General features: G+C 67.8%; 17 protein-coding genes and 1 tRNA gene. 15 read left to right on the top strand and 3 right to left on the bottom strand.

The window, feature by feature from the left end; all coding sequences use genetic code 11:
* Positions 1-150 precede the first annotated feature (150 nt).
* The 3 genes from ACFWBB_RS39960 (at position 151) to ACFWBB_RS39950 (ending at position 2,653) form a co-directional block, all read left to right on the top strand.
* Positions 151-1,206 (top strand): UDP-N-acetylmuramate dehydrogenase, encoded by a 1,056-nt coding sequence (locus tag ACFWBB_RS39960; RefSeq protein ID WP_385283368.1) that lies wholly within the window; start codon positions 151-153, stop codon positions 1,204-1,206.
* 364 nt (positions 1,207-1,570) lie between these two features.
* Positions 1,571-1,762 (top strand): hypothetical protein, encoded by a 192-nt coding sequence (locus ACFWBB_RS39955; protein WP_385283365.1) that lies wholly within the window; start codon positions 1,571-1,573, stop codon positions 1,760-1,762.
* Positions 1,755-2,653 (top strand): IS5 family transposase gene (locus tag ACFWBB_RS39950; RefSeq protein WP_385283362.1). Its coding sequence is split into 2 segments (ribosomal slippage): positions 1,755-2,151 and positions 2,151-2,653, totalling 900 coding nucleotides; the frame shifts between segments, so codons are not numbered across the junction. Before ACFWBB_RS39955 ends, ACFWBB_RS39950 begins: the two co-directional genes overlap by 8 nt.
* A gap of 18 nt (positions 2,654-2,671) precedes the next feature.
* Here the strand turns inward: ACFWBB_RS39950 and ACFWBB_RS39945 are convergent.
* The gene (locus tag ACFWBB_RS39945; RefSeq protein ID WP_385283359.1) at positions 2,672-3,304 is read right to left on the bottom strand and encodes an NAD(P)-dependent oxidoreductase; all 633 of its coding nucleotides are present in this window, start codon (positions 3,302-3,304) and stop codon (positions 2,672-2,674) included.
* A gap of 99 nt (positions 3,305-3,403) precedes the next feature.
* Between ACFWBB_RS39945 and ACFWBB_RS39940 the strand changes: the two genes are divergently transcribed.
* A complete protein-coding gene (locus ACFWBB_RS39940; RefSeq protein ID WP_385283356.1) occupies positions 3,404-3,991 on the top strand; it encodes a TetR/AcrR family transcriptional regulator in 588 nt (195 codons plus the stop codon).
* Between the two features lie 4 nt (positions 3,992-3,995).
* On the opposite strand, the gene ACFWBB_RS39935 is transcribed toward ACFWBB_RS39940, so the two are convergent.
* Positions 3,996-5,027 carry an adenosine deaminase gene (locus ACFWBB_RS39935; protein ID WP_385283353.1) on the bottom strand — a complete coding sequence of 344 codons (1,032 nt, stop codon included), beginning with the start codon at positions 5,025-5,027 and terminating at the stop codon, positions 3,996-3,998.
* Between the two features lie 225 nt (positions 5,028-5,252).
* The gene (locus ACFWBB_RS39930) at positions 5,253-6,479 is read right to left on the bottom strand and encodes a pyridoxal phosphate-dependent aminotransferase (RefSeq protein ID WP_385283350.1); all 1,227 of its coding nucleotides are present in this window, start codon (positions 6,477-6,479) and stop codon (positions 5,253-5,255) included.
* Between the two features lie 216 nt (positions 6,480-6,695).
* On the opposite strand from ACFWBB_RS39930, the gene ACFWBB_RS39925 reads away from it, so the two are divergent.
* From ACFWBB_RS39925 to ACFWBB_RS39875, 11 genes are all read left to right on the top strand, one after another.
* A tRNA-Trp gene (locus tag ACFWBB_RS39925) sits at positions 6,696-6,768 on the top strand.
* Between the two features lie 113 nt (positions 6,769-6,881).
* Positions 6,882-7,169 carry a preprotein translocase subunit SecE gene (secE, locus tag ACFWBB_RS39920; protein ID WP_385283347.1) on the top strand — a complete coding sequence of 96 codons (288 nt, stop codon included), beginning with the start codon at positions 6,882-6,884 and terminating at the stop codon, positions 7,167-7,169.
* An 80-nt stretch (positions 7,170-7,249) separates the two neighbouring features.
* Positions 7,250-8,137 (top strand): transcription termination/antitermination protein NusG, encoded by an 888-nt coding sequence (gene nusG / locus ACFWBB_RS39915; protein WP_385283345.1) that lies wholly within the window; start codon positions 7,250-7,252, stop codon positions 8,135-8,137.
* 193 nt (positions 8,138-8,330) lie between these two features.
* Positions 8,331-8,765, top strand: coding sequence for a 50S ribosomal protein L11 (gene rplK / locus ACFWBB_RS39910; RefSeq protein WP_020132675.1), 435 nt, complete (start codon positions 8,331-8,333; stop codon positions 8,763-8,765).
* Positions 8,766-8,851: 86 nt separating this feature from the next.
* Entirely contained in the window at positions 8,852-9,577 is a 726-nt protein-coding gene (rplA, locus tag ACFWBB_RS39905; protein ID WP_385283341.1) for a 50S ribosomal protein L1, read from the top strand.
* A 146-nt stretch (positions 9,578-9,723) separates the two neighbouring features.
* Positions 9,724-10,641, top strand: a complete 918-nt coding sequence (locus ACFWBB_RS39900) for a hypothetical protein (RefSeq protein WP_385283339.1) — start codon at positions 9,724-9,726, stop codon at positions 10,639-10,641.
* Positions 10,642-10,734: 93 nt separating this feature from the next.
* Positions 10,735-11,550: a hypothetical protein gene (locus tag ACFWBB_RS39895; protein WP_385283337.1), complete on the top strand. Its 816-nt coding sequence runs from the start codon at positions 10,735-10,737 to the stop codon at positions 11,548-11,550.
* A 309-nt stretch (positions 11,551-11,859) separates the two neighbouring features.
* Positions 11,860-12,390, top strand: coding sequence for a 50S ribosomal protein L10 (rplJ, locus tag ACFWBB_RS39890; protein WP_385283334.1), 531 nt, complete (start codon positions 11,860-11,862; stop codon positions 12,388-12,390).
* Between the two features lie 110 nt (positions 12,391-12,500).
* Positions 12,501-12,884 (top strand): 50S ribosomal protein L7/L12, encoded by a 384-nt coding sequence (gene rplL / locus ACFWBB_RS39885; RefSeq protein ID WP_385283332.1) that lies wholly within the window; start codon positions 12,501-12,503, stop codon positions 12,882-12,884.
* A 558-nt stretch (positions 12,885-13,442) separates the two neighbouring features.
* Positions 13,443-16,928 carry a DNA-directed RNA polymerase subunit beta gene (gene rpoB, locus ACFWBB_RS39880; protein ID WP_385283329.1) on the top strand — a complete coding sequence of 1,162 codons (3,486 nt, stop codon included), beginning with the start codon at positions 13,443-13,445 and terminating at the stop codon, positions 16,926-16,928.
* A gap of 97 nt (positions 16,929-17,025) precedes the next feature.
* A complete protein-coding gene (locus tag ACFWBB_RS39875) occupies positions 17,026-20,925 on the top strand; it encodes a DNA-directed RNA polymerase subunit beta' (RefSeq protein WP_385283326.1) in 3,900 nt (1,299 codons plus the stop codon).
* Positions 20,926-21,065: the final 140 nt, after the last annotated feature.

The raw sequence follows: 21,065 nt of genomic DNA, 5'->3' as shown, positions 1-21,065 counted from the left end.
CCCACCAGGCGGGGCCGTACGCGCGCGTGCGTCTCGGGTGGGCAGGCCGCCGTCGGCCGGGGTGGCTGTTCGGCAGTCGGAAGCCGGGTGCCGGGGCGACAGGGACCGGGGAGGGCGGGGCTGTCGGTGGTGTCTCGTAGGCTTGGGCGCGTGCAGGAACTCCAGGACGCCCCGCTCGCCCCGCTGACCACCTTCCGGCTGGGCGGTCCCGCCACCAGGCTGGTGACCGCGACGACCGACGCCGAGGTGATCGCCGCCGTGCGCGAGGCCGACGCCGACGGCACGCCGCTGCTGATCGTCGGCGGTGGCTCGAACCTCGTCATCGGCGACAAGGGCTTCGAGGGCACCGCCCTGCGCATCGCCACGCGCGGCTGTGAACTCGCCGGGACGACGTTGGAGCTGGCCGCGGGCGAGGTCTGGACCGATGCCGTCGCCCGCACCGTGGCGGCCGGGCTGGCCGGCGTCGAGTGCCTGGCCGGTATCCCCGGCTCGGCGGGCGCGACGCCGATCCAGAACGTCGGGGCGTACGGCCAGGAGGTCTCCACCACGATCACCGAGGTGATCGCCTACGACCGCCGGGCGGGTGAGACGGTCACGCTCACCAACGAGGAGTGCGCCTTCTCGTACCGCCACAGTCGCTTCAAGGCCGATCCGGAGCGGTATGTCGTCCTGCGCGTCCGGTTCGAACTCGAGGACGCGGACGGGCTGTCGGCGCCCCTGAAGTATGCCGAGACGGCACGCGCGCTGGGCGTCGAGCCCGGGGACCGGGTGCCGCTCACCGAGGCCCGCGCGACCGTGCTGAAGCTGCGCGCCGGGAAGGGCATGGTGCTCGACCCCGAGGACCACGACACCTGGTCGGCCGGTTCCTTCTTCACCAACCCGATCCTCACCGACGCCGACTTCGCCGTGTTCCACGCGCGCGTGCGAGCACGGCTGGGCGACGACGTGGAGCCCCCCGCCTATCCGGCCGGGGAGGGTCACACCAAGACCTCCGCGGCCTGGCTGATCGACAGGGCGGGCTTCACCAAGGGGTACGGCAGCGGGCCCGCCCGGATCTCGACCAAGCACACCCTCGCCCTCACCAACCGCGGCACGGCCACCGCGGAGGATCTGCTGGCGCTGGCCCGAGAGGTGGTGGCCGGGGTGCGGGAGGCCTTCGGGGTCACGCTGGTCAACGAGCCGGTGATGGTCGGCGTCGGGCTGTAAGTCCCCCCGAGCGGGTCCCCACGGGTCACCGACTGGCCTGGGCAATGGCACTGAGGCAACCGGCCCTGGGTCGTGAGCCGCAAGGGTCACCAAATGCCCAGCCCCCAAGAGACCTCCGGCCGCAAGTGACCCCAGGCCGTAAGGGGCCCGAGTGACCCAGGCTGCCAGGGAGCATCGACCGGCCCTAGGCCGTGTCTGACAAATGATCACTCCGCCGGGTTGTGCTGGCTTCAATTGCCTTGCTCCTCTGGCTCCGACCAGGGATTCTGAGCCGGTGCCAGGGCAGGGGAAGAGGAAGCGGCGGCAAGAGGCGGAGAGGCAGCGGCTTGCTGCTCGCACGGCGCCGGGCGCGGGACGATGGGAAGTGGTCTTCGAGACCGGGGACAGTGCGGAGCTGCGCGTCCACGTGCGCCGCCTGCAGGAGGCGGGAGTCGACGCGTCGTTGATCCGGATCGACACGCTGTGCGGCCGTTTGAAGTACCCGTCGGGGTATCGCCTGAGCCGGTTCGTGACGGACCCCGCGTGCGAGTCCGACAACGATCACGCGGATGATTGATCTTGTGGCAGGTCGAGGCGAGTTGACGGACACGGCGTGGGAGCGGATAGCACCCCTGCTGCCGCAGATGGACGGGCGTGGCCGTCCGTGGCGTGATCCGACAGGTGGTCAACGGGGTGCTGTGGAGACGCGGACCGGAGCTCCGTGGCGCGACCTGCCCGAGCGCTACGGGCCGTGGCAGACCGTCTACGAGCGGTTCGCCCGCTGGGAGGCGGTCGGCACCTGGGCGAAGCTGCTGGAGCACGTCCAGGTCCGCGACGACGCCGTGGGCCGGGTCGAGTGGACCGTCGCCGTCGACTCCACGATCAACCGTGCTCACCAGCACGCCGCCGGCGCCCGCAAAAAGGGGCCGCAGACGGGGACGAACTGGAAGATCCGGGCAGCTCGCAGGCGCGCCAGGCCCTCGGCCGGTCCCGCGGCGGGCTGACCACCAAGGTCCACCTCGCCGTCGACGGCCGGGGCCTGCCGCTGTCCATCGTGCTTACGCCCGGCAACGTCAACGACGCCACCACATTCGTCCAGATCCTCAACGGTATCCGCATCCCGCGCGCCACGACGGGCCGGCCGCGCACGACACCGGACCGCGTGCTGGGCGACAAGGCCTACTCCAGCCGGGCGATCCGCCACCTGCTACGGCGCCGGGGCATCGTCGCGACGATCCCCGAGCGGCGCGACCAGGCCGCCAACCGCCGACGACGCGGAACCTCCGGTGGTCGGCCACCCGCCTTCGACCGGACCGCCTACCGCGATCGCAACGTGGTCGAACGATGCTTTGCTCGCTTGAAGCAGTTCCGCGCGATCGCCATCAGATTCGACAAACTCGGCGACCGCTACCGCGCCGGACTTGTCCTGGCCTCCCTTGTCCTCTGGCTCCGTGAACCCGCCAGGTGATCATTTGTCAGACACGGCCTAGTAGGCCACTCCCACGCCCTGCTTCACCGTCCCCGCGTCCTGCACCATCGCCAGCATCGCGTGCGCCACGTCGGCCCGTCCGATGAAGCGGCCCTTCAGCGGGAAGCCGCCCACCACCTTCCGGTACGACCCCGTGACCGGCTTGTCCTGCAGCCGCGGCGGCCGCACGACCGTCCACTCGGTGGCGCTGCGCGCCAACTCCGCCTCCATCTCCCGAAGGTCGGCGTACACGTCCTTCAGGGCCGCCGAGACGATGCCGCGCAGGGTGCGGTCCAGGACCCCGTCGCCCTCCGGCTCGGGGCCGACCGGACCGGCGCTCACCACGAGCAGCCGGCGCACGCCCTCCGCCTCCATGGCCGACAGCACCGTACGCGTGAGCCGGGCGGCGACCCCGGCGTCCTTCCGGCTGCGCGCGCCGAGCCCGGACAGGACCGCGTCGCGTCCGGTCACCGCGGGGCGCAGTGCCCCCGGGTCGGTGAGGTCCGCGCGGACCACCTCCAGGCGGTCGCCGGTGACACCGAGGCGGGCGGGATCCCGTACCACGGCCGTGACCTCGTGGCCGGCGTCCAGGGCCTGACGGACGACCTCGCGGCCGATGCCTCCGGTGGCGCCGAAAACGGTGAACTTCATGGTGTGCTCCCCACTCCGGTCAGGTGGGTGAGCGTTCACTCACCCCTGATGCCTCTAGAGTGGGTAAGCATTCACTCACCAGTCAAGAGGGGACCCCGCATGGATCGACCGGCCCGCGTCCGCATCCTCGACGCCGCGCACGAGCTGATGCTCACCGTCGGACTGGCCCGCGCCACCACCAAGCAGATCGCGAAGGCGGCCGGCTGCTCCGAGGCGGCGCTCTACAAGTACTTCGCGAGCAAGGAGGAGCTGTTCATCCGCGTCCTCGCGGAGCGGCTGCCCCGGCTCACCCCGCTGCTGAGCAGCCTGGCGGCGGAGCCGGGCCGGGGCACGCTGGAGGGAAACCTCACCGAGATCGCCCGCCAGGCCGCCCTCTTCTACGAGCAGAGCTTCCCGATCGCCGCCTCCCTGTATGCCGAGACCCAGCTCAAGCGACGGCACGACGAGGCCATGCGGGACCTGGGGGTGGGCCCGCACGTGCCGATCGAGCAGCTCGCCGCGTATCTGCGGGCCGAACAGGGCGTGGGCCGGGTCCGGCAGGACGCGGACGCCTCCGCCGCGGCAGCCCTGCTGATGGGGGCCTGCGCGCAGCGGGCGTTCGCCTACGACGCGGCGGGGGAGCGGCCGGAGGCGGACGACTTCGCCGCACGCCTGGCACGCACCCTCCTGGCCGGCCTCGCCGGCTGAGGGCTCACGACGCCAGCCAGTCGTCCACGCCCGCCAGCAGTTTCGCCCGGACGTCCTCCGGTGCCGCCGACCCCCGGACCGACTGCCGGGCCAGTTCCGCCAACTCCTGGTCGGTGAAGGAGTGGTGGCGGCGGGCGATGTCGTACTGGGCGGCCAGGCGCGAGCCGAACAGCAGCGGGTCGTCGGCGCCGAGCGCCATCGGCACCCCCGCCTCGAAGAGCGTCCGCAGCGGCACGTCCTCCGGCTTCTCGTACACGCCCAGCGCCACGTTGGACGCCGGGCACACCTCGCACGTCACGCCCCGGTCGGCGAGCCTCTTCAGCAGCCGGGGGTCCTCGGCCGCCCGCACGCCGTGGCCCAGCCGGGTCGCGTCCAGGTCGTCCAGGCAGTCGCGGACGGACGAGGGGCCGGTCAGCTCGCCGCCGTGCGGGGCGGACAGCAGGCCGCCCTCCCGCGCGATCGCGAAGGCCCGGTCGAAGTCCCGTGCCATGCCCCGGCGTTCGTCGTTCGACAGCCCGAAACCGACGACTCCGCGGTCCGCGTACCGCACGGCCAGCCGGGCCAGTGTGCGGGCGTCCAGCGGGTGCTTCATCCGGTTCGCCGCGACCACCACCCGCATGCCGAGCCCGGTGTCGCGCGAGGCCGTCTCGACCGCGTCGAGGATGATCTCCAGTGCCGGGATCAGCCCGCCCAGCCGGGGCGCGTACGACGTCGGGTCCACCTGGATCTCCAGCCAGCCCGAGCCGTCCTTCAGGTCCTCCTCGGCGGCCTCCCGCACCAGCCGCTGGATGTCCTCCGGCTCCCGCACGCACGACCGCGCCGCGTCGTACAGACGCTGGAAGCGGAACCAGCCCCGTTCGTCCGTGGCCCGCAGCTTCGGTGGCTCCCCGCTGGTCAGCGCCTCGCTCAGGACGTCCGGCAGGTGCACGCCGTACTTGTCGGCCAGTTCCAGCACGGTGGTGGCCCGCATCGACCCGGTGAAGTGCAGGTGCAGATGGGCTTTCGGCAGCTCAGAGACATCACGTACACGCTCCATCCCAGGATCCTGCCGTACCTTCCGGTCGTCCCGGTACCGCTTTCACCGATAGTGGTCTTGCTCGCACTCAGACACGAACGAAGAGCGGCCACGAACAAAGGGCGGCCAGCCACGAACGAAGAGCGGCCACGAACGAAGAGCGGGCACGGTGGACGCGCGGGCACGAAGAAGCGGGCCGCCTCCCGCGAGGGAGACGGCCCGCACACGCGCGTGAGGACGCGGACGTCAGTCCCTGGCCTCCGCCAGCAGCTTCTGGATGCGGCTCACGCCCTCGACGAGGTCCTCGTCGCCCAGTGCGTACGACAGACGCAGATAGCCGGGGGTGCCGAAGGCCTCACCCGGAACCACCGCGACCTCGGCCTCCTCCAGGATGAGCGCGGCCAGCTCGACCGAGTCCTGCGGACGCTTGCCGCGGATCTCCTTGCCGAGCAGCCCCTTCACGGAGGGGTAGGCGTAGAACGCGCCCTCGGGCTCCGGGCACAGGACGCCGTCGATCTCGTTCAGCATCCGCACGATCGTCTTGCGGCGCCGGTCGAAGGCCTCGCGCATCTTCTCCACGGCCGACAGGTCTCCGGAGACCGCGGCCAGCGCGGCGACCTGCGCCACGTTGGAGACGTTCGAGGTGGCGTGCGACTGGAGGTTCGTCGCGGCCTTGACGACGTCCTTCGGGCCGATGATCCAGCCCACCCGCCAGCCGGTCATCGCGTACGTCTTGGCGACGCCGTTGACGACCACGCACTTGTCGCGCAGCTCGGGCAGGATCCCCGGCAGCGAGGTGAACTTCGCGTCGCCGTAGACGAGGTGCTCGTAGATCTCGTCCGTCATGACCCACAGGCCGTGCTCGACGGCCCAGCGGCCGATCGCCTCGGCCTCCTCGGCGCTGTAGACCGCGCCGGTCGGGTTGGACGGGGAGACGAAGAGCACGACCTTCGTGTTCTCCGTGCGGGCCGCCTCCAGCTGCTCGACCGAGACCCGGTAGCCGGTCGTCTCGTCGGCCACGACCTCCACCGGGACACCGCCGGCCAGCCGGATGGACTCGGGGTACGTGGTCCAGTACGGCGCCGGGACGATCACCTCGTCGCCCGGGTCGAGGATCGCGGCGAAGGCGTTGTAGATGGCCTGCTTGCCGCCGTTGGTGACGAGGATCTGCGAGGCGTCCACCTCGTAGCCCGAATCACGCAGCGTCTTCGCGGCGATCGCGGCCTTCAGCTCGGGGAGACCACCGGCCGGCGTGTAGCGGTGGTACTTCGGGTTCTTGCAGGCCTCGACGGCCGCCTCGACGACATAGTCCGGGGTCGGGAAGTCGGGCTCGCCGGCGCCGAAGCCGATCACCGGACGCCCGGCGGCCTTCAGGGCCTTGGCCTTGGCGTCCACGGCAAGAGTGGCGGACTCGGAGATCGCGCCGACGCGGGCGGAGACCCGGCGCTCGGTGGGAGGGATTGCAGCGCTCATGGGACCCATGGTTTCAGACCGGAAACCGGCCCGGCACACGGGTTTCACGGACTGGTCAGCCGACTGAACATCAGAGTGATTCCGATCAAGGCCGCATTCCGTTCGACGAGGCGCTCAAGACCACGTACACTCACACGTCGTTGGCCTCCAACAGCCGTGCCACATCAGGTGCACACCGAGCACACGGTCGGATGCGGTACGTTGGGGAACACACAAAGGGTCGTAGCTCAATTGGTAGAGCACTGGTCTCCAAAACCAGCGGTTGGGGGTTCAAGTCCCTCCGGCCCTGCTACACACTCCGTCATCAGGATGTGTGCGCAGCTCATGTACGTACAGCAATGCAACGCCGTGCGGCTCAGACCGGGCGCGGCACGGCCACGACCCGGGAACAGGTGAGGACGAATGGCGGATGCCGTGGGCTCCATCGACACGCCTGATGCCCAGGACGAGTTGCCTGAGGCGCAGAAGAAGACCCGCAAGGGCGGTAAGCGCGCCAAGAAGGGCCCGCTGAAGCGTCTCGCGCTCTTCTATCGCCAGATCGTCGCGGAGCTCCGCAAGGTCGTATGGCCCACGCGGAATCAGCTGACGACGTACACGACCGTGGTGATCGTCTTCGTCGTCATCGTGATCGGCCTGGTGACCGTGATTGACTATGGACTCAGCCACGCCGCCAAATACGTTTTTGGCTGAGCCCAGAGCGAAGGGCGCCGAGGTATCCGGCGCCCCTTTCGCATGTTCCACCCCTATGTATCCAGGAAGAAGCAGCCACCGTGTCTGACCAGAACCTGAACGACGCCATCGAGCCGGACGAGTCCGTGGACGACGAGCTCGACATCGTCGAGGGCGCAGACGAGGCGGACGAGTTCGAGGCTGCCGAGACCGAAGCGGGCGAACCCGCGGAGGAAGCCGCACTTCACGTCGAGGACGAGGAAGCCGCACTCCACGTCGAGGACGAGGAAGCCGACGAGGACGTCGAGGCCGAGGACGTCGAGGCCGAGGACGTCGTCGACGAGGCCGAGGAAGAAGAGCCGGCCGAGCCCGTCGACCCCGTTGTCGCCCTGCGCGAGGAGCTGCGCACCCTCCCCGGCGAGTGGTACGTCATCCACACGTACGCCGGCTACGAGAACCGCGTGAAGACCAACCTGGAGCAGCGCGCCGTCTCGCTGAACGTCGAGGACTACATCTTCGCGGCCGAGGTGCCGCAGGAAGAGGTCGTCCAGATCAAGAACGGCGACCGCAAGACCATCCGTCAGAACAAGCTTCCCGGCTACGTGCTGGTGCGCATGGACCTGACGAACGAGTCGTGGGGCGTCGTCCGCAACACCCCCGGCGTCACCGGCTTCGTGGGCAACGCGTACGACCCGTACCCGCTGACGCTGGACGAGATCGTCAAGATGCTCGCCCCGGAGGCCGAGGAGAAGGCCGCCCGTGAGGCCGCCGAGGCCGAGGGCAAGCCGGTGCCGGCCCGCAAGGTCGAGGTCCAGGTGCTGGACTTCGAGGTGGGCGACTCGGTCACCGTCACCGACGGCCCGTTCGCCACGCTCCAGGCCACGATCAACGAGATCAACGCCGACTCGAAGAAGGTCAAGGGCCTCGTCGAGATCTTCGGCCGCGAGACCCCGGTCGAGCTGAGCTTCGACCAGATCCAGAAGAACTAGCTTCCTCTGGAGCACAAGCCTCCGATCAGGTCAGACCACGCTCTCGCTGGGGGTACCTCCCGCTTGCGGGGGACGGTCTGACCTGCTCGGTTTTTGGCCGCGCACAGATACCCGTTATCGTTGTGCGGTATGCCTCCATCCGGATCATCCGGACCGGACGGCTGGAAACTCTCACTAGGACCCGGAGAGAGCAATGCCTCCCAAGAAGAAGAAGGTCACGGGGCTCATCAAGCTCCAGATCAACGCCGGTGCGGCCAACCCCGCGCCGCCGGTCGGGCCCGCGCTCGGCCAGCACGGCGTCAACATCATGGAGTTCTGCAAGGCCTACAACGCCGCGACCGAGTCGCAGCGTGGCTGGGTGATCCCGGTGGAGATCACGGTCTACGAGGACCGCTCCTTCACCTTCATCACCAAGACGCCGCCGGCCGCGAAGATGATCCTCAAGGCCGCTGGTGTCGAGAAGGGCTCGGGCGAGCCGCACAAGACCAAGGTCGCCAAGATCACCGAGGCGCAGGTCCGCGAGATCGCCACGACCAAGCTTCCCGACCTGAACGCCAACGACCTGGACGCCGCGTCGAAGATCATCGCCGGCACCGCCCGTTCCATGGGCATCACGGTCGAGGGCTGATCCCCAGCCCCGTAGCACCTTCGTAGCACCGTGGCAGGGCCTGCTCGGCCCGTACCACGACTCCTCAGAACACATCAGGAGCAGTAGTGAGCAAGCGCAGCAAGTCCCTCCGCGCTGCGGACGCCAAGGTCGACCGGGAGAAGCTCTACGCCCCGCTCGAGGCCGTCCGTCTCGCCAAGGAGACCTCCACGAGCAAGTACGACGGCACCGTCGAGGTCGCCTTCCGCCTGGGTGTCGACCCGCGCAAGGCCGACCAGATGGTCCGTGGCACCGTGAACCTGCCGCACGGCACCGGCAAGACCGCCCGGGTCCTGGTCTTCGCGACCGGTGACCGTGCTGCGGCCGCGGAGGCCGCGGGCGCCGACATCGTCGGCTCCGACGAACTGATCGACGAGGTCGCGAAGGGCCGTCTGGACTTCGACGCCGTCGTCGCCACCCCGGACCTCATGGGCAAGGTCGGCCGCCTCGGCCGCGTGCTCGGTCCCCGTGGTCTCATGCCGAACCCCAAGACCGGCACCGTGACCCCGGACGTCGCCAAGGCTGTCACCGAGATCAAGGGTGGCAAGATCGAGTTCCGCGTCGACAAGCACTCGAACCTGCACTTCATCATCGGCAAGGTGTCCTTCGACGACACCAAGCTGGTGGAGAACTACGGCGCGGCCCTGGAGGAGATCCTCCGTCTGAAGCCGTCCGCCGCCAAGGGTCGTTACATCAAGAAGGCCGCGATCAGCACCACGGTCGGCCCCGGCATTCCGGTCGACTCGAACCGCACCCGCAACCTTCTCGTCGAGGAGGACCCGGCCGCGGTCTGAGCCCCACAGCTCACCCTCAGTCGGTGACGAGCCCCGCAACCTTTCGAGGTGCGGGGCTCGTCCCTTTGGCCGTACGGCACTTTCCCGTACGACTGTCAGTGCTGTGCGTTAGCGTTCAGTGACAGGAATCCATGGGGGTGGGACGAATGAAGCGCACGACCCTGCGCCGCGCGGGCCTTTCGGTCGCTGCGGTGACCCTGCTGACGGGTGTGACGGCCTGCGGGGATTCCGGCGGCTCCGACGGTGGCGGTTCCGGTGTCTTCGGCAAGGGCGGGGACGGCAGCCCCCGGCTCAGCCCCCTCGCGGCCCTGCGCACCGCCGAGAAGTCCACCGACGGCGCCGACTCCGCGAAGGTGGAGTCCTCGACGACCATGGGCTCCGTGATGTCGATGACCGCGAACGGCGCTCTCGGCTGGGGGGACGGTCTGACCGGCACCCTCACCATCACGTACACCGGCGGCACCATGGCCGACACGATGCGTCAGATGGGCACCACGTCGATGGAGGCCCGCTATCTGCCCGACGCCTACTACGCCAGGATGGGCGACACCTTCGCGCGGCAGGCCGGGGGCAAGCACTGGATCAAGTACGCGTATGACGACCTGGAGAGCCTCGGCGGCAGCTCCGGCGCGTATCTGAAGGACCAGATGCAGAACACCACCCCGAACCAGTCGGTGAAGCTCCTGCTGGCCTCAGGGGACGTGCGGGAGGTCGGCGCGGAGAAGGTGCGGGGACAGCGGACCACGCACTACTCGGGGACGGTCGACGTGGCCGACCTCGCCGAGAAGAACTCCAGCCTCAGCCAGAGCCAGCTCGACGACCTGAAGAAGACGCTCGAGCAGGCCGGCGTCACCACGGAGACCGTCGACATCTGGGTCGACAACCGGGACCTGTTGGTCAAGAAGGTCGAGAAGGGCGAGACCACGGCGGGCGCCTACGCCCAGACCGCGTACTACACCGACTACGGCACCAAGGTGTCCGCCGAGGTGCCTCCGGCGGGCGACACCGCGGACTTCTCGACGCTGCTGAAGCAGCAGCAGCGGGGGGCGGGCAGCGGCTCGTAATTCGCGGGACCTCTTCCGGCCCTCTGGGATAGCTTCACGGTCTTGCTGTGTATCGACCGTGTGTTCTCTGTACGGGGTTGTGGGGGAAACAGGATGAGGTCTTCCGTGGGTGTCCTCGGGCTGTCCGCGCTGCTGGTCGCCGGCTGTGCGGCGGCGGGCGGGACGGAGAGCGGGGGTGACTCCGCCGCCGCGGCGGCCGTCACCCGGGCCGCGGAGAGGGCCGAGCAGGCCGTGTCCCTGCGCTACCGCATGACCGGCAGGACGCCGGAGGAGGGCCGTATCAAGGCCGAGGCCGCGATCGGCACCGAACCGCCGGCCATGAGCCTGAAGTCCACCGTGCTCAGCGGGCCCGACAAGGGAACGGGCGAGTACCGGCTGGTCGGCGGGGTGCTGTACGTGGGCAGCGACGAGGCGGGCGCGGACGGCAAGCACTGGGTCAGGTTCGGAGCGCCGGGGACCTCTCCGAGCGGCCTCAAGGTCGACACGAGCACGGCGGCCGACAAGGTCCGGGACAACCCCTCGCACGAGAGTGGATTCCTCACCGCGGCCGACGACCTGAAGAAGGCGGGCTCCGATACCGTCGACGGCGTCCGCACCACTCATTACACCGGCACCGCCACCCTCGACGACATCCGCGCCTCCTACAAGGGTGACGACGAGAGCGTCCGGCAGCGGACCGAGAAGAGCCTCGCCCAGTACGAGAAGCTGGGTGTGGACGAACTCACCATGGACCTGTGGACCGACGCCGAGGACCGCACGCGGCAGCTGCGCATGCAGGGCCTCGGACGGCATGGCGAGCTCGACCTCACCATCACCTTCCTCGACTTCGGCAAGCCCGTGACGGTGAAGGCGCCGCCCGCCTCGGACACCGTGGACCTGGCCAAGGAGCTGAAGAAGAACCGGGGCTGAGAGTCCGCCCCCCGGGCCCGGTGCGGGCCCCGTACGGGCGGATTTGCTTGTCGGTGACCCGTTCACGTATTCTCCTCCAGAAGCCAAAGACCGCTGGTCGTTGCCGTGCTCTTGCAAGAGGGGGCGGTGACCGAAGGATCCGCTGCAATGCGGACGACCCGCGCAGGTGTCAGTGGATACGCTCCCGGACCGAAATCCCTCCAGGGAATTCATTCGGTCGAGCAACGCCCCGTGCGCCTGCGCCGGGGCGTTTCGTTGTCCCAGCCCCTTTTGAGCGGTCCTCATCACCCGGAAGGAGGCCGACGCTCTATGGCAAGGCCCGACAAGGCTGCCGCGGTAGCCGAGCTGACGGACGCGTTCCGCAGCTCGAACGCCGCCGTGCTGACCGAGTACCGGGGTCTCACTGTGGCGCAGCTCAAGACGCTGCGTCGTTCGCTCGGTGAGAACGCCCAGTACGCCGTGGTGAAGAACACGCTGACCAAGATTGCGGCCAACGAGGCCGGGATCACGACGCTCGACGACCTGTTCAATGGTCCGACGGCGGTCGCCTTCATCACCGGTGACCCGGTGGAGTCGGCGAAGGGTCTTCGTGACTTCGCCAAGGACAACCCGAACCTCGTCATCAAGGGCGGTGTCCTTGATGGCAAGGCGCTGTCCGCCGACGAGATCAAGAAGCTTGCGGACCTCGAGTCCCGCGAGGTTCTGCTCAGCAAGCTGGCGGGTGCCTTCAAGGGCAAGCAGACTCAGACTGCTCAGCTCTTCCAGGCGCTCCCGTCGAAGTTCGTCCGCACTGCGGAGGCGCTTCGCGTCAAGCTCGCCGAGCAGGGCGGTGCCGAGTAACTCGGCTCGCACTTTGACCGCCGTCTGACGCGGCGGTCGACGCGGGCCGAACGTACGCCCGCCGACATGTACATCGGCACCTGCCGAATTGACTGGAAGGATCGCCCACCATGGCGACGAAGCTGTCCCAGGAAGAGCTGCTCGCGCAGTTCGAGACCCTCACCCTCATCGAGCTCTCCGAGTTCGTGAAGGCGTTCGAGGAGAAGTTCGACGTCACCGCCGCCGCCGCGGTCGCCGCCGCCCCCGCGGGCCCGGCCGCCGTTGCCGACGCCCCGGAGGAGCAGGACGAGTTCGACGTCGTCCTCACCGGCGCCGGCGAGAAGAAGATCCAGGTCATCAAGGTCGTGCGTGAGCTGACCTCCCTGGGTCTCAAGGAGGCCAAGGACCTCGTGGACGGCGCCCCGAAGCCCGTTCTCGAGAAGGTCGCCAAGGAGGCCGCCGAGAAGGCTGCCGAGTCCCTCAAGGCCGCCGGCGCCTCCGTCGAGGTCAAGTAACACCCTCCGGTCGGCGACGACCGGACGCGAAGGCTGAATCAGTCCCTCCGGGGCTGTAACGCTCACGCACCGAAGAGCGATCATCCATCTGGGTGGTCGCTCTTCGGCGTTCCTGGGAGCGCGGCCACGGTTGCCTTGCACCTGCTTGACCGGGGGGTATGGTGATCTTCATCGTGTCTCCGAGCGCCTTTGGTCGCGCAGGGGGGCCTTGACGAACCGCACGCAGCGCGCAATTCTCAGGACGCGTCGTCACAAGGATCCGTATCCGAGGCATGGATCGACGGCGAAGAGGGCAGTATCACCGTGCGTTGAGGGCTAGCAGACGAGGGCGTTGAGAACTACGAGGGTCTCGAGAAACCCGCACTGGACATCAGTGTGCCAAGTGGCTACACTGACCCTTTGCGCTGCCTGTTAGCTGTTCCCTGCCCGTCACCAGGGGCATGCCCTCACTTGAGCCAGACGACCAGACAATCCCTCACCTGGGATTTCTGTCTCTGTGCGCAGGATTGAGGGGCCGGTACGCGCGTAGTGAGTCCGAGCCCTCGGAAGGACCCCCTCTTGGCCGCCTCGCGCAACGCCTCGATCTCGAATACGAACAACGCCGCCAGCACCGCCCCGCTGCGCATTTCCTTTGCAAAGATCCGGGAGCCCCTCGAGGTTCCGAACCTTCTCGCGCTGCAAACCGAGAGCTTTGACTGGCTGCTCGGCAACGAAGCGTGGAAGGGTCGCGTCGAAGCCGCCCTGGAGTCCGGTCAGGACGTCCCCACCAAGTCCGGTCTGGAAGAGATCTTCGAGGAGATCTCGCCGATCGAGGACTTCTCCGGGTCGATGTCGCTGACCTTCCGCGACCACCGTTTCGAGCCTCCGAAGAACAGCATCGACGAGTGCAAGGACCGCGACTTCACGTACGCGGCCCCGCTCTTCGTGACGGCCGAGTTCACCAACAACGAGACCGGCGAGATCAAGTCCCAGACGGTCTTCATGGGCGACTTCCCGCTCATGACCAACAAGGGCACCTTCGTCATCAACGGCACCGAGCGTGTCGTCGTGTCGCAGCTGGTCCGTTCGCCGGGTGTCTACTTCGACTCCTCCATCGACAAGACGTCCGACAAGGACATCTTCTCCGCCAAGGTCATCCCCTCCCGGGGTGCCTGGCTGGAGCTGGAGATCGACAAGCGCGACATGGTCGGTGTGCGTATCGACCGCAAGCGCAAGCAGTCCGTCACCGTCCTTCTGAAGGCTCTCGGCTGGACCACCGAGCAGATCCTCGAGGAGTTCGGCGAGTACGAGTCCATGCGCGCCACCCTGGAGAAGGACCACACCCAGGGCCAGGACGACGCGCTGCTCGACATCTACCGCAAGCTGCGTCCGGGCGAGCCGCCCACGCGTGAGGCCGCGCAGACGCTGCTCGAGAACCTCTACTTCAACCCCAAGCGCTACGACCTCGCCAAGGTCGGCCGCTACAAGGTCAACAAGAAGCTCGGCGGCGAGGCCCCGCTCAACGCGGGTGTGCTGACCGTCGAGGACGTCATCGCGACCATCAAGTACCTGGTCAAGCTGCACGCCGGGGAGACCGAGACGGTCGGCGAGTCCGGTCGCTCGATCATGGTCGAGACCGATGACATCGACCACTTCGGCAACCGTCGTATCCGCAGCGTCGGCGAGCTCATCCAGAACCAGGTCCGTACGGGTCTGGCGCGAATGGAGCGCGTCGTGCGTGAGCGCATGACGACCCAGGACGTCGAGGCGATCACGCCGCAGACCCTGATCAACATCCGGCCGGTCGTCGCCTCCATCAAGGAGTTCTTCGGCACCAGCCAGCTGTCCCAGTTCATGGACCAGAACAACCCGCTGTCGGGTCTGACGCACAAGCGTCGTCTCAACGCACTCGGCCCGGGTGGTCTCTCCCGTGAGCGGGCCGGCTTCGAGGTCCGTGACGTGCACCCGTCCCACTACGGACGCATGTGCCCGATCGAGACGCCCGAAGGCCCGAACATCGGTCTGATCGGTTCGCTCGCCTCCTACGGCCGCGTCAACGCGTTCGGTTTCGTGGAGACGCCGTACCGACGGGTCACCGACGGTGTCGTCACCGACGAGGTCGACTACCTGACGGCCGACGAGGAGGACCGCTTCGTCATCGCGCAGGCCAACGCCACGCTCGACGACGACCTGCGCTTCACCGAGAACCGCGTCCTGGTCCGCCGCCGTGGCGGCGAGGTCGACTACGTTCCCGGTGACGACGTGGACTACATGGACGTCTCGCCGCGCCAGATGGTGTCGGTCGCGACCGCCATGATCCCGTTCCTCGAGCACGACGACGCCAACCGCGCCCTCATGGGCGCGAACATGATGCGTCAGGCCGTGCCGCTCATCAAGAGCGAGGCCCCGCTCGTCGGCACCGGCATGGAGTACCGCTCCGCCGTCGACGCCGGCGACGTGGTCAAGGCCGAGAAGGACGGTGTGGTCCAGGAGGTCTCCGCGGACTACATCACCACGACCAACGACGACGGCACGTACATCACGTACCGCCTGGCCAAGTTCTCCCGCTCCAACCAGGGCACCTCGGTCAACCAGAAGGTCATCGTCAACGAGGGCGACCGGATCATCACCGGTCAGGTCCTCGCCGACGGCCCGGCCACCGAGAACGGCGAGATGGCCCTGGGCAAGAACCTGCTCGTGGCGTTCATGCCGTGGGAGGGTCACAACTACGAGGACGCGATCATCCTGTCGCAGCGCCTCGTGCAGGACGACGTCCTCTCCTCGATCCACATCGAGGAGCACGAGGTCGACGCCCGTGACACCAAGCTCGGCCCCGAGGAGATCACCCGGGACATCCCGAACGTCTCCGAGGAGGTCCTCGCCGACCTCGACGAGCGCGGCATCATCCGTATCGGTGCCGAGGTCGTCGCCGGTGACATCCTCGTCGGCAAGGTCACGCCCAAGGGTGAGACCGAGCTGACCCCGGAGGAGCGCCTGCTGCGCGCGATCTTCGGTGAGAAGGCCCGTGAGGTCCGTGACACCTCGCTGAAGGTGCCGCACGGCGAGATCGGCAAGGTCATCGGCGTCCGCGTCTTCGACCGTGAGGAAGGCGACGAGCTGCCGCCGGGCGTGAACCAGCTGGTTCGGGTCTACGTGGCGCAGAAGCGCAAGATCACGGACGGTGACAAGCTCGCCGGCCGCCACGGCAACAAGGGTGTCATCTCCAAGATCCTGCCCATCGAGGACATGCCGTTCCTCGAGGACGGGACCCCGGTCGACATCATCCTCAACCCGCTGGGTGTGCCGTCCCGAATGAACCCGGGACAGGTGCTGGAGATCCACCTCGGCTGGCTCGCCAGCCGCGGCTGGGACGTCTCCGGTCTCGGCGAGGACTGGGCGAAGCGCCTTCAGCTCATCGGCGCCGACCAGGTCGCCCCGGGTACCAACGTCGCCACCCCCGTCTTCGACGGTGCGCGTGAGGACGAGCTCGCGGGTCTGCTGAACCACACCATCCCGAACCGCGACGGCGACCGCATGGTGCTCCCGACCGGTAAGGCCCGGATGTTCGACGGCCGCTCCGGCGAGCCGTTCCCGGAGCCGGTCTCGGTCGGCTACATGTACATCCTGAAGCTGCACCACCTGGTCGACGACAAGCTGCACGCCCGCTCGACCGGTCCGTACTCGATGATCACCCAGCAGCCGCTGGGTGGTAAGGCGCAGTTCGGCGGTCAGCGTTTCGGCGAGATGGAGGTGTGGGCGCTGGAGGCTTATGGCGCCGCGTACGCCCTCCAGGAGCTGCTGACGATCAAGTCCGACGACGTCACCGGCCGCGTGAAGGTCTACGAGGCCATCGTCAAGGGCGAGAACATCCCCGAGCCCGGCATCCCCGAGTCCTTCAAGGTGCTCATCAAGGAGATGCAGTCTCTCTGCCTGAACGTGGAGGTGCTGTCCAGTGACGGTATGTCCATCGAGATGCGTGACACCGACGAGGATGTCTTCCGCGCTGCGGAGGAGCTCGGCATCGACCTGTCCCGGCGTGAGCCGAGCAGCGTCGAAGAGGTCTGACGGGAGTTCGGCAGGGCTCACGACGTTGAGCCCTGCCGGCCCCAGGACCCCCGTATCAGACCCCAAGACTTACAACCCTGAGAGGGATTGACGCATAGTGCTCGACGTCAACTTCTTCGACGAGCTCCGGATCGGTCTGGCTACCGCTGACGACATCCGTCAGTGGAGCCACGGCGAGGTCAAGAAGCCCGAGACGATCAACTACCGCACGCTCAAGCCCGAAAAGGACGGACTCTTCTGCGAGAAGATCTTCGGTCCGACCCGGGACTGGGAGTGCTACTGCGGCAAGTACAAGCGTGTCCGCTTCAAGGGCATCATCTGTGAGCGCTGCGGCGTCGAGGTGACCCGCGCCAAGGTGCGTCGTGAGCGGATGGGCCACATCGAGCTCGCCGCTCCCGTCACGCACATCTGGTACTTCAAGGGTGTCCCGAGCCGTCTGGGCTACCTGCTCGACCTGGCTCCCAAGGACCTCGAGAAGGTCATCTACTTCGCGGCGTACATGATCACGTACGTCGACGACGAGCGCCGTACTCGTGACCTGCCCTCGCTGGAGGCGCACGTCTCCGTCGAGCGTCAGCAGATCGAGAACCGTCGCGACTCCGACCTCGAGGCCCGCGCCAAGAAGCTCGAGACCGACCTGGCCGAGCTCGAGGCCGAGGGCGCCAAGGCCGACGTGCGCCGCAAGGTGCGCGAAGGCGCCGAGCGCGAGATGAAGCAGCTGCGTGACCGCGCCCAGCGCGAGATCGACCGCCTCGACGAGGTGTGGGCCCGCTTCAAGAACCTCAAGGTCCAGGACCTCGAGGGCGACGAGCTGCTCTACCGCGAGCTGCGTGACCGCTTCGGCACGTACTTCGACGGTTCGATGGGTGCCGCGGCGCTGCAGAAGCGCCTGGAGTCCTTCGACCTCGAGGAGGAGGCCGAGCGTCTCCGCGAGATCATCCGTACCGGCAAGGGCCAGAAGAAGACCCGTGCGCTCAAGCGCCTGAAGGTCGTCTCCGCGTTCCTGCAGACCAGCAACAGCCCCAAGGGCATGGTGCTCGACTGCGTGCCGGTCATCCCGCCGGACCTTCGCCCGATGGTGCAGCTGGACGGTGGCCGCTTCGCGACCTCCGACCTGAACGACCTGTACCGCCGTGTGATCAACCGGAACAACCGCCTGAAGCGCCTTCTCGACCTCGGTGCGCCCGAGATCATCGTGAACAACGAGAAGCGCATGCTCCAGGAGGCCGTCGACGCGCTGTTCGACAACGGTCGTCGTGGCCGTCCGGTCACCGGTCCGGGTAACCGCCCGCTGAAGTCCCTCAGCGACATGCTGAAGGGCAAGCAGGGTCGATTCCGTCAGAACCTGCTCGGCAAGCGTGTGGACTACTCCGCGCGTTCCGTGATCGTCGTCGGTCCGCAGCTGAAGCTGCACCAGTGCGGTCTGCCGAAGGCCATGGCGCTGGAGCTCTTCAAGCCGTTCGTGATGAAGCGCCTGGTCGACCTGAACCACGCGCAGAACATCAAGAGCGCCAAGCGCATGGTGGAGCGCGGCCGCACGGTCGTGTACGACGTCCTCGAAGAGGTCATCGCCGAGCACCCGGTTCTGCTGAACCGGGCGCCCACCCTGCACCGCCTCGGCATCCAGGCCTTCGAGCCGCAGCTGGTCGAGGGCAAGGCCATCCAGATCCACCCGCTCGTCTGTACCGCGTTCAACGCGGACTTCGACGGTGACCAGATGGCCGTCCACCTGCCGCTCTCCGCGGAGGCGCAGGCCGAGGCCCGCATCCTGATGCTGTCCTCGAACAACATCCTGAAGCCCGCCGACGGCCGTCCGGTGACGATGCCGACCCAGGACATGGTCCTCGGTCTGTTCTTCCTCACCACCGACGGCGAGCTGCGTGACACCAAGGGCGAGGGCCGCGCGTTCGGCTCCTCGGCCGAGGCGGTCATGGCGTTCGACGCCGGTGAGCTCGCGCTGCAGTCGGCGATCGACATCCGCTTCCCGGTGGGCACCATCCCGCCGCGCGGCTGGACCCCGCCGGCCCGCGAAGAGGGCGAGCCGGAGTGGCAGCAGGGTGACACCTTCCGCCTGCGGACGACCCTGGGCCGCGCGCTCTTCAACGAGCTGCTGCCCGAGGACTACCCGTTCGTCGACTACTCGGTGGGCAAGAAGCAGCTCGGTGAGATCGTCAACGACCTCGCGGAGCGCTACCCCAAGGTCATCGTGGCGGCGACGCTCGACAACCTGAAGGCGGCCGGCTTCTACTGGGGCACCCGCTCCGGTGTCACCGTGGCCATCTCCGACATCGTCGTTCCCGAGGCGAAGAAGGAGATCGTCAAGGGCTACGAGGCGCAGGACGAGAAGGTCCAGAAGCAGTACGAGCGCGGTCTGATCACCAAGGAAGAGCGCACGCAGGAGCTCATCGCGATCTGGACCAAGGCGACCAACGAGGTCGCCGAGGCGATGAACGCGAACTTCCCCAAGACGAACCCCATCTTCATGATGGTTGACTCGGGTGCCCGAGGAAACATGATGCAGATGCGGCAGATCGCCGGTATGCGTGGTCTGGTGTCGAACGCGAAGAACGAGACCATCCCGCGTCCGATCAAGGCCTCGTTCCGTGAGGGCCTGTCCGTCCTCGAGTACTTCATCTCGACGCACGGTGCCCGTAAGGGTCTGGCCGACACCGCCCTGCGTACCGCCGACTCGGGTTACCTGACCCGTCGTCTGGTGGACGTCTCGCAGGACGTCATCATCCGCGAGGAGGACTGCGGCACCGAGCGCGGTCTGAAGCTGCGGATCGCCTCGCACGACGAGGCCGGTGTGCTGCGCAAGGCCGAGGACGTCGAGACCAGCGTCTACGCCCGCATGCTCGCCGAGGACGTCGTCATCGACGGCAAGGTGATCGCGCCGGCCAACGTGGACCTGGGCGACGTGCTCATCGACCAGCTCGTGCGCCACGGTGTCGAGGAGGTCAAGACCCGTTCGATCCTGACCTGTGAGTCCCAGGTCGGCACCTGCGCCATGTGCTACGGCCGCTCGCTGGCCACCGGCAAGCTGGTCGACATCGGTGAGGCGGTCGGCATCATCGCCGCCCAGTCCATCGGTGAGCCCGGCACCCAGCTGACGATGCGTACCTTCCACACCGGTGGTGTGGCCGGTGACGACATCACCCAGGGTCTGCCGCGTGTCGTCGAGCTCTTCGAGGCCCGTACCCCGAAGGGTGTCGCCCCGATCTCCGAGGCCCAGGGCCGCGTGCGGATCGAGGAGACCGAGAAGACCAAGAAGATCGTCATCACGCCGGACGACGGCAGCGACGAGACGGCGTTCCCGATCTCGAAGCGCGCCCGTCTCCTGGTGAGCGAGGGCGAGCACGTCGAGGTGGGCCAGAAGCTCACCGTGGGTGCCACCAACCCGCACGACGTGCTGCGCATTCTGGGTCAGCGTGCCGTCCAGGTCCACCTGGTCGGCGAGGTCCAGAAGGTCTACAACTCGCAGGGTGTGTCGATCCACGACAAGCACATCGAGATCATCATCCGGCAGATGCTGCGCCGGGTGACGATCATCGAGTCCGGCGACGCCGAGCTGCTGCCCGGCGAGCTCGTCGAGCGCTCGAAGTTCGAGGTCGAGAACCGTCGTGTGGTGCAGGAGGGCGGTCACCCGGCCTCCGGTCGTCCGCAGCTCATGGGTATCACCAAGGCCTCGCTGGCCACGGAGTCCTGGCTGTCGGCGGCGTCCTTCCAGGAGACGACCAGGGTGCTGACGGACGCGGCGATCAACGCCAAGTCCGACTCCCTGATCGGCCTCAAGGAGAACGTCATCATCGGTAAGCTCATCCCGGCCGGTACGGGTCTGTCCCGCTACCGCAACATCCGGGTCGAGCCGACCGAGGAGGCCAAGGCCGCGATGTACTCGGCCGTCGGCTACGACGACATCGACTACTCGCCGTTCGGCACGGGCTCCGGCCAGGCCGTTCCGCTGGAGGACTACGACTACGGTCCGTACAACCAGTAAGGCGTACGTCTGAAGTACTGAAGGGGGGGCACCCCCGTGGGGACGGGGGGTCCGCCCCGAGGCGTGTGCGGAGTCGGGCACTAGCGGCCGGTCACCACCCCGGCGGGGGCGTTAACACAACGGAAGCGGCCGCCGACCCG

This window comes from Streptomyces sp. NPDC060000, assembly GCF_042737375.1.
GTDB lineage: Bacteria > Actinomycetota > Actinomycetes > Streptomycetales > Streptomycetaceae > Streptomyces.
The sequence above is the reverse complement of the archived record's forward strand: the minus strand, read 5'-3'. Positions and strand labels throughout refer to the sequence as shown.

Excerpts from the sequence above, each read along its gene's own strand:
- ACFWBB_RS39935 (WP_385283353.1), bottom strand. The coding sequence starts at position 5,027 with ATGGAGCGTGTACGTGATGTCTCTGAGCTGCCGAAAGCCCATCTGCAC.
- ACFWBB_RS39900 (WP_385283339.1), top strand. The coding sequence starts at position 9,724 with ATGAAGCGCACGACCCTGCGCCGCGCGGGCCTTTCGGTCGCTGCGGTG.
- rplJ (WP_385283334.1), top strand. The coding sequence starts at position 11,860 with ATGGCAAGGCCCGACAAGGCTGCCGCGGTAGCCGAGCTGACGGACGCG.
- ACFWBB_RS39930 (WP_385283350.1), bottom strand. The coding sequence starts at position 6,479 with ATGAGCGCTGCAATCCCTCCCACCGAGCGCCGGGTCTCCGCCCGCGTC.
- rplL (WP_385283332.1), top strand. The coding sequence starts at position 12,501 with ATGGCGACGAAGCTGTCCCAGGAAGAGCTGCTCGCGCAGTTCGAGACC.
- ACFWBB_RS39895 (WP_385283337.1), top strand. The coding sequence starts at position 10,735 with ATGAGGTCTTCCGTGGGTGTCCTCGGGCTGTCCGCGCTGCTGGTCGCC.
- ACFWBB_RS39940 (WP_385283356.1), top strand. The coding sequence starts at position 3,404 with ATGGATCGACCGGCCCGCGTCCGCATCCTCGACGCCGCGCACGAGCTG.
- ACFWBB_RS39945 (WP_385283359.1), bottom strand. The coding sequence starts at position 3,304 with ATGAAGTTCACCGTTTTCGGCGCCACCGGAGGCATCGGCCGCGAGGTC.
- rplK (WP_020132675.1), top strand. The coding sequence starts at position 8,331 with ATGCCTCCCAAGAAGAAGAAGGTCACGGGGCTCATCAAGCTCCAGATC.
- secE (WP_385283347.1), top strand. The coding sequence starts at position 6,882 with ATGGCGGATGCCGTGGGCTCCATCGACACGCCTGATGCCCAGGACGAG.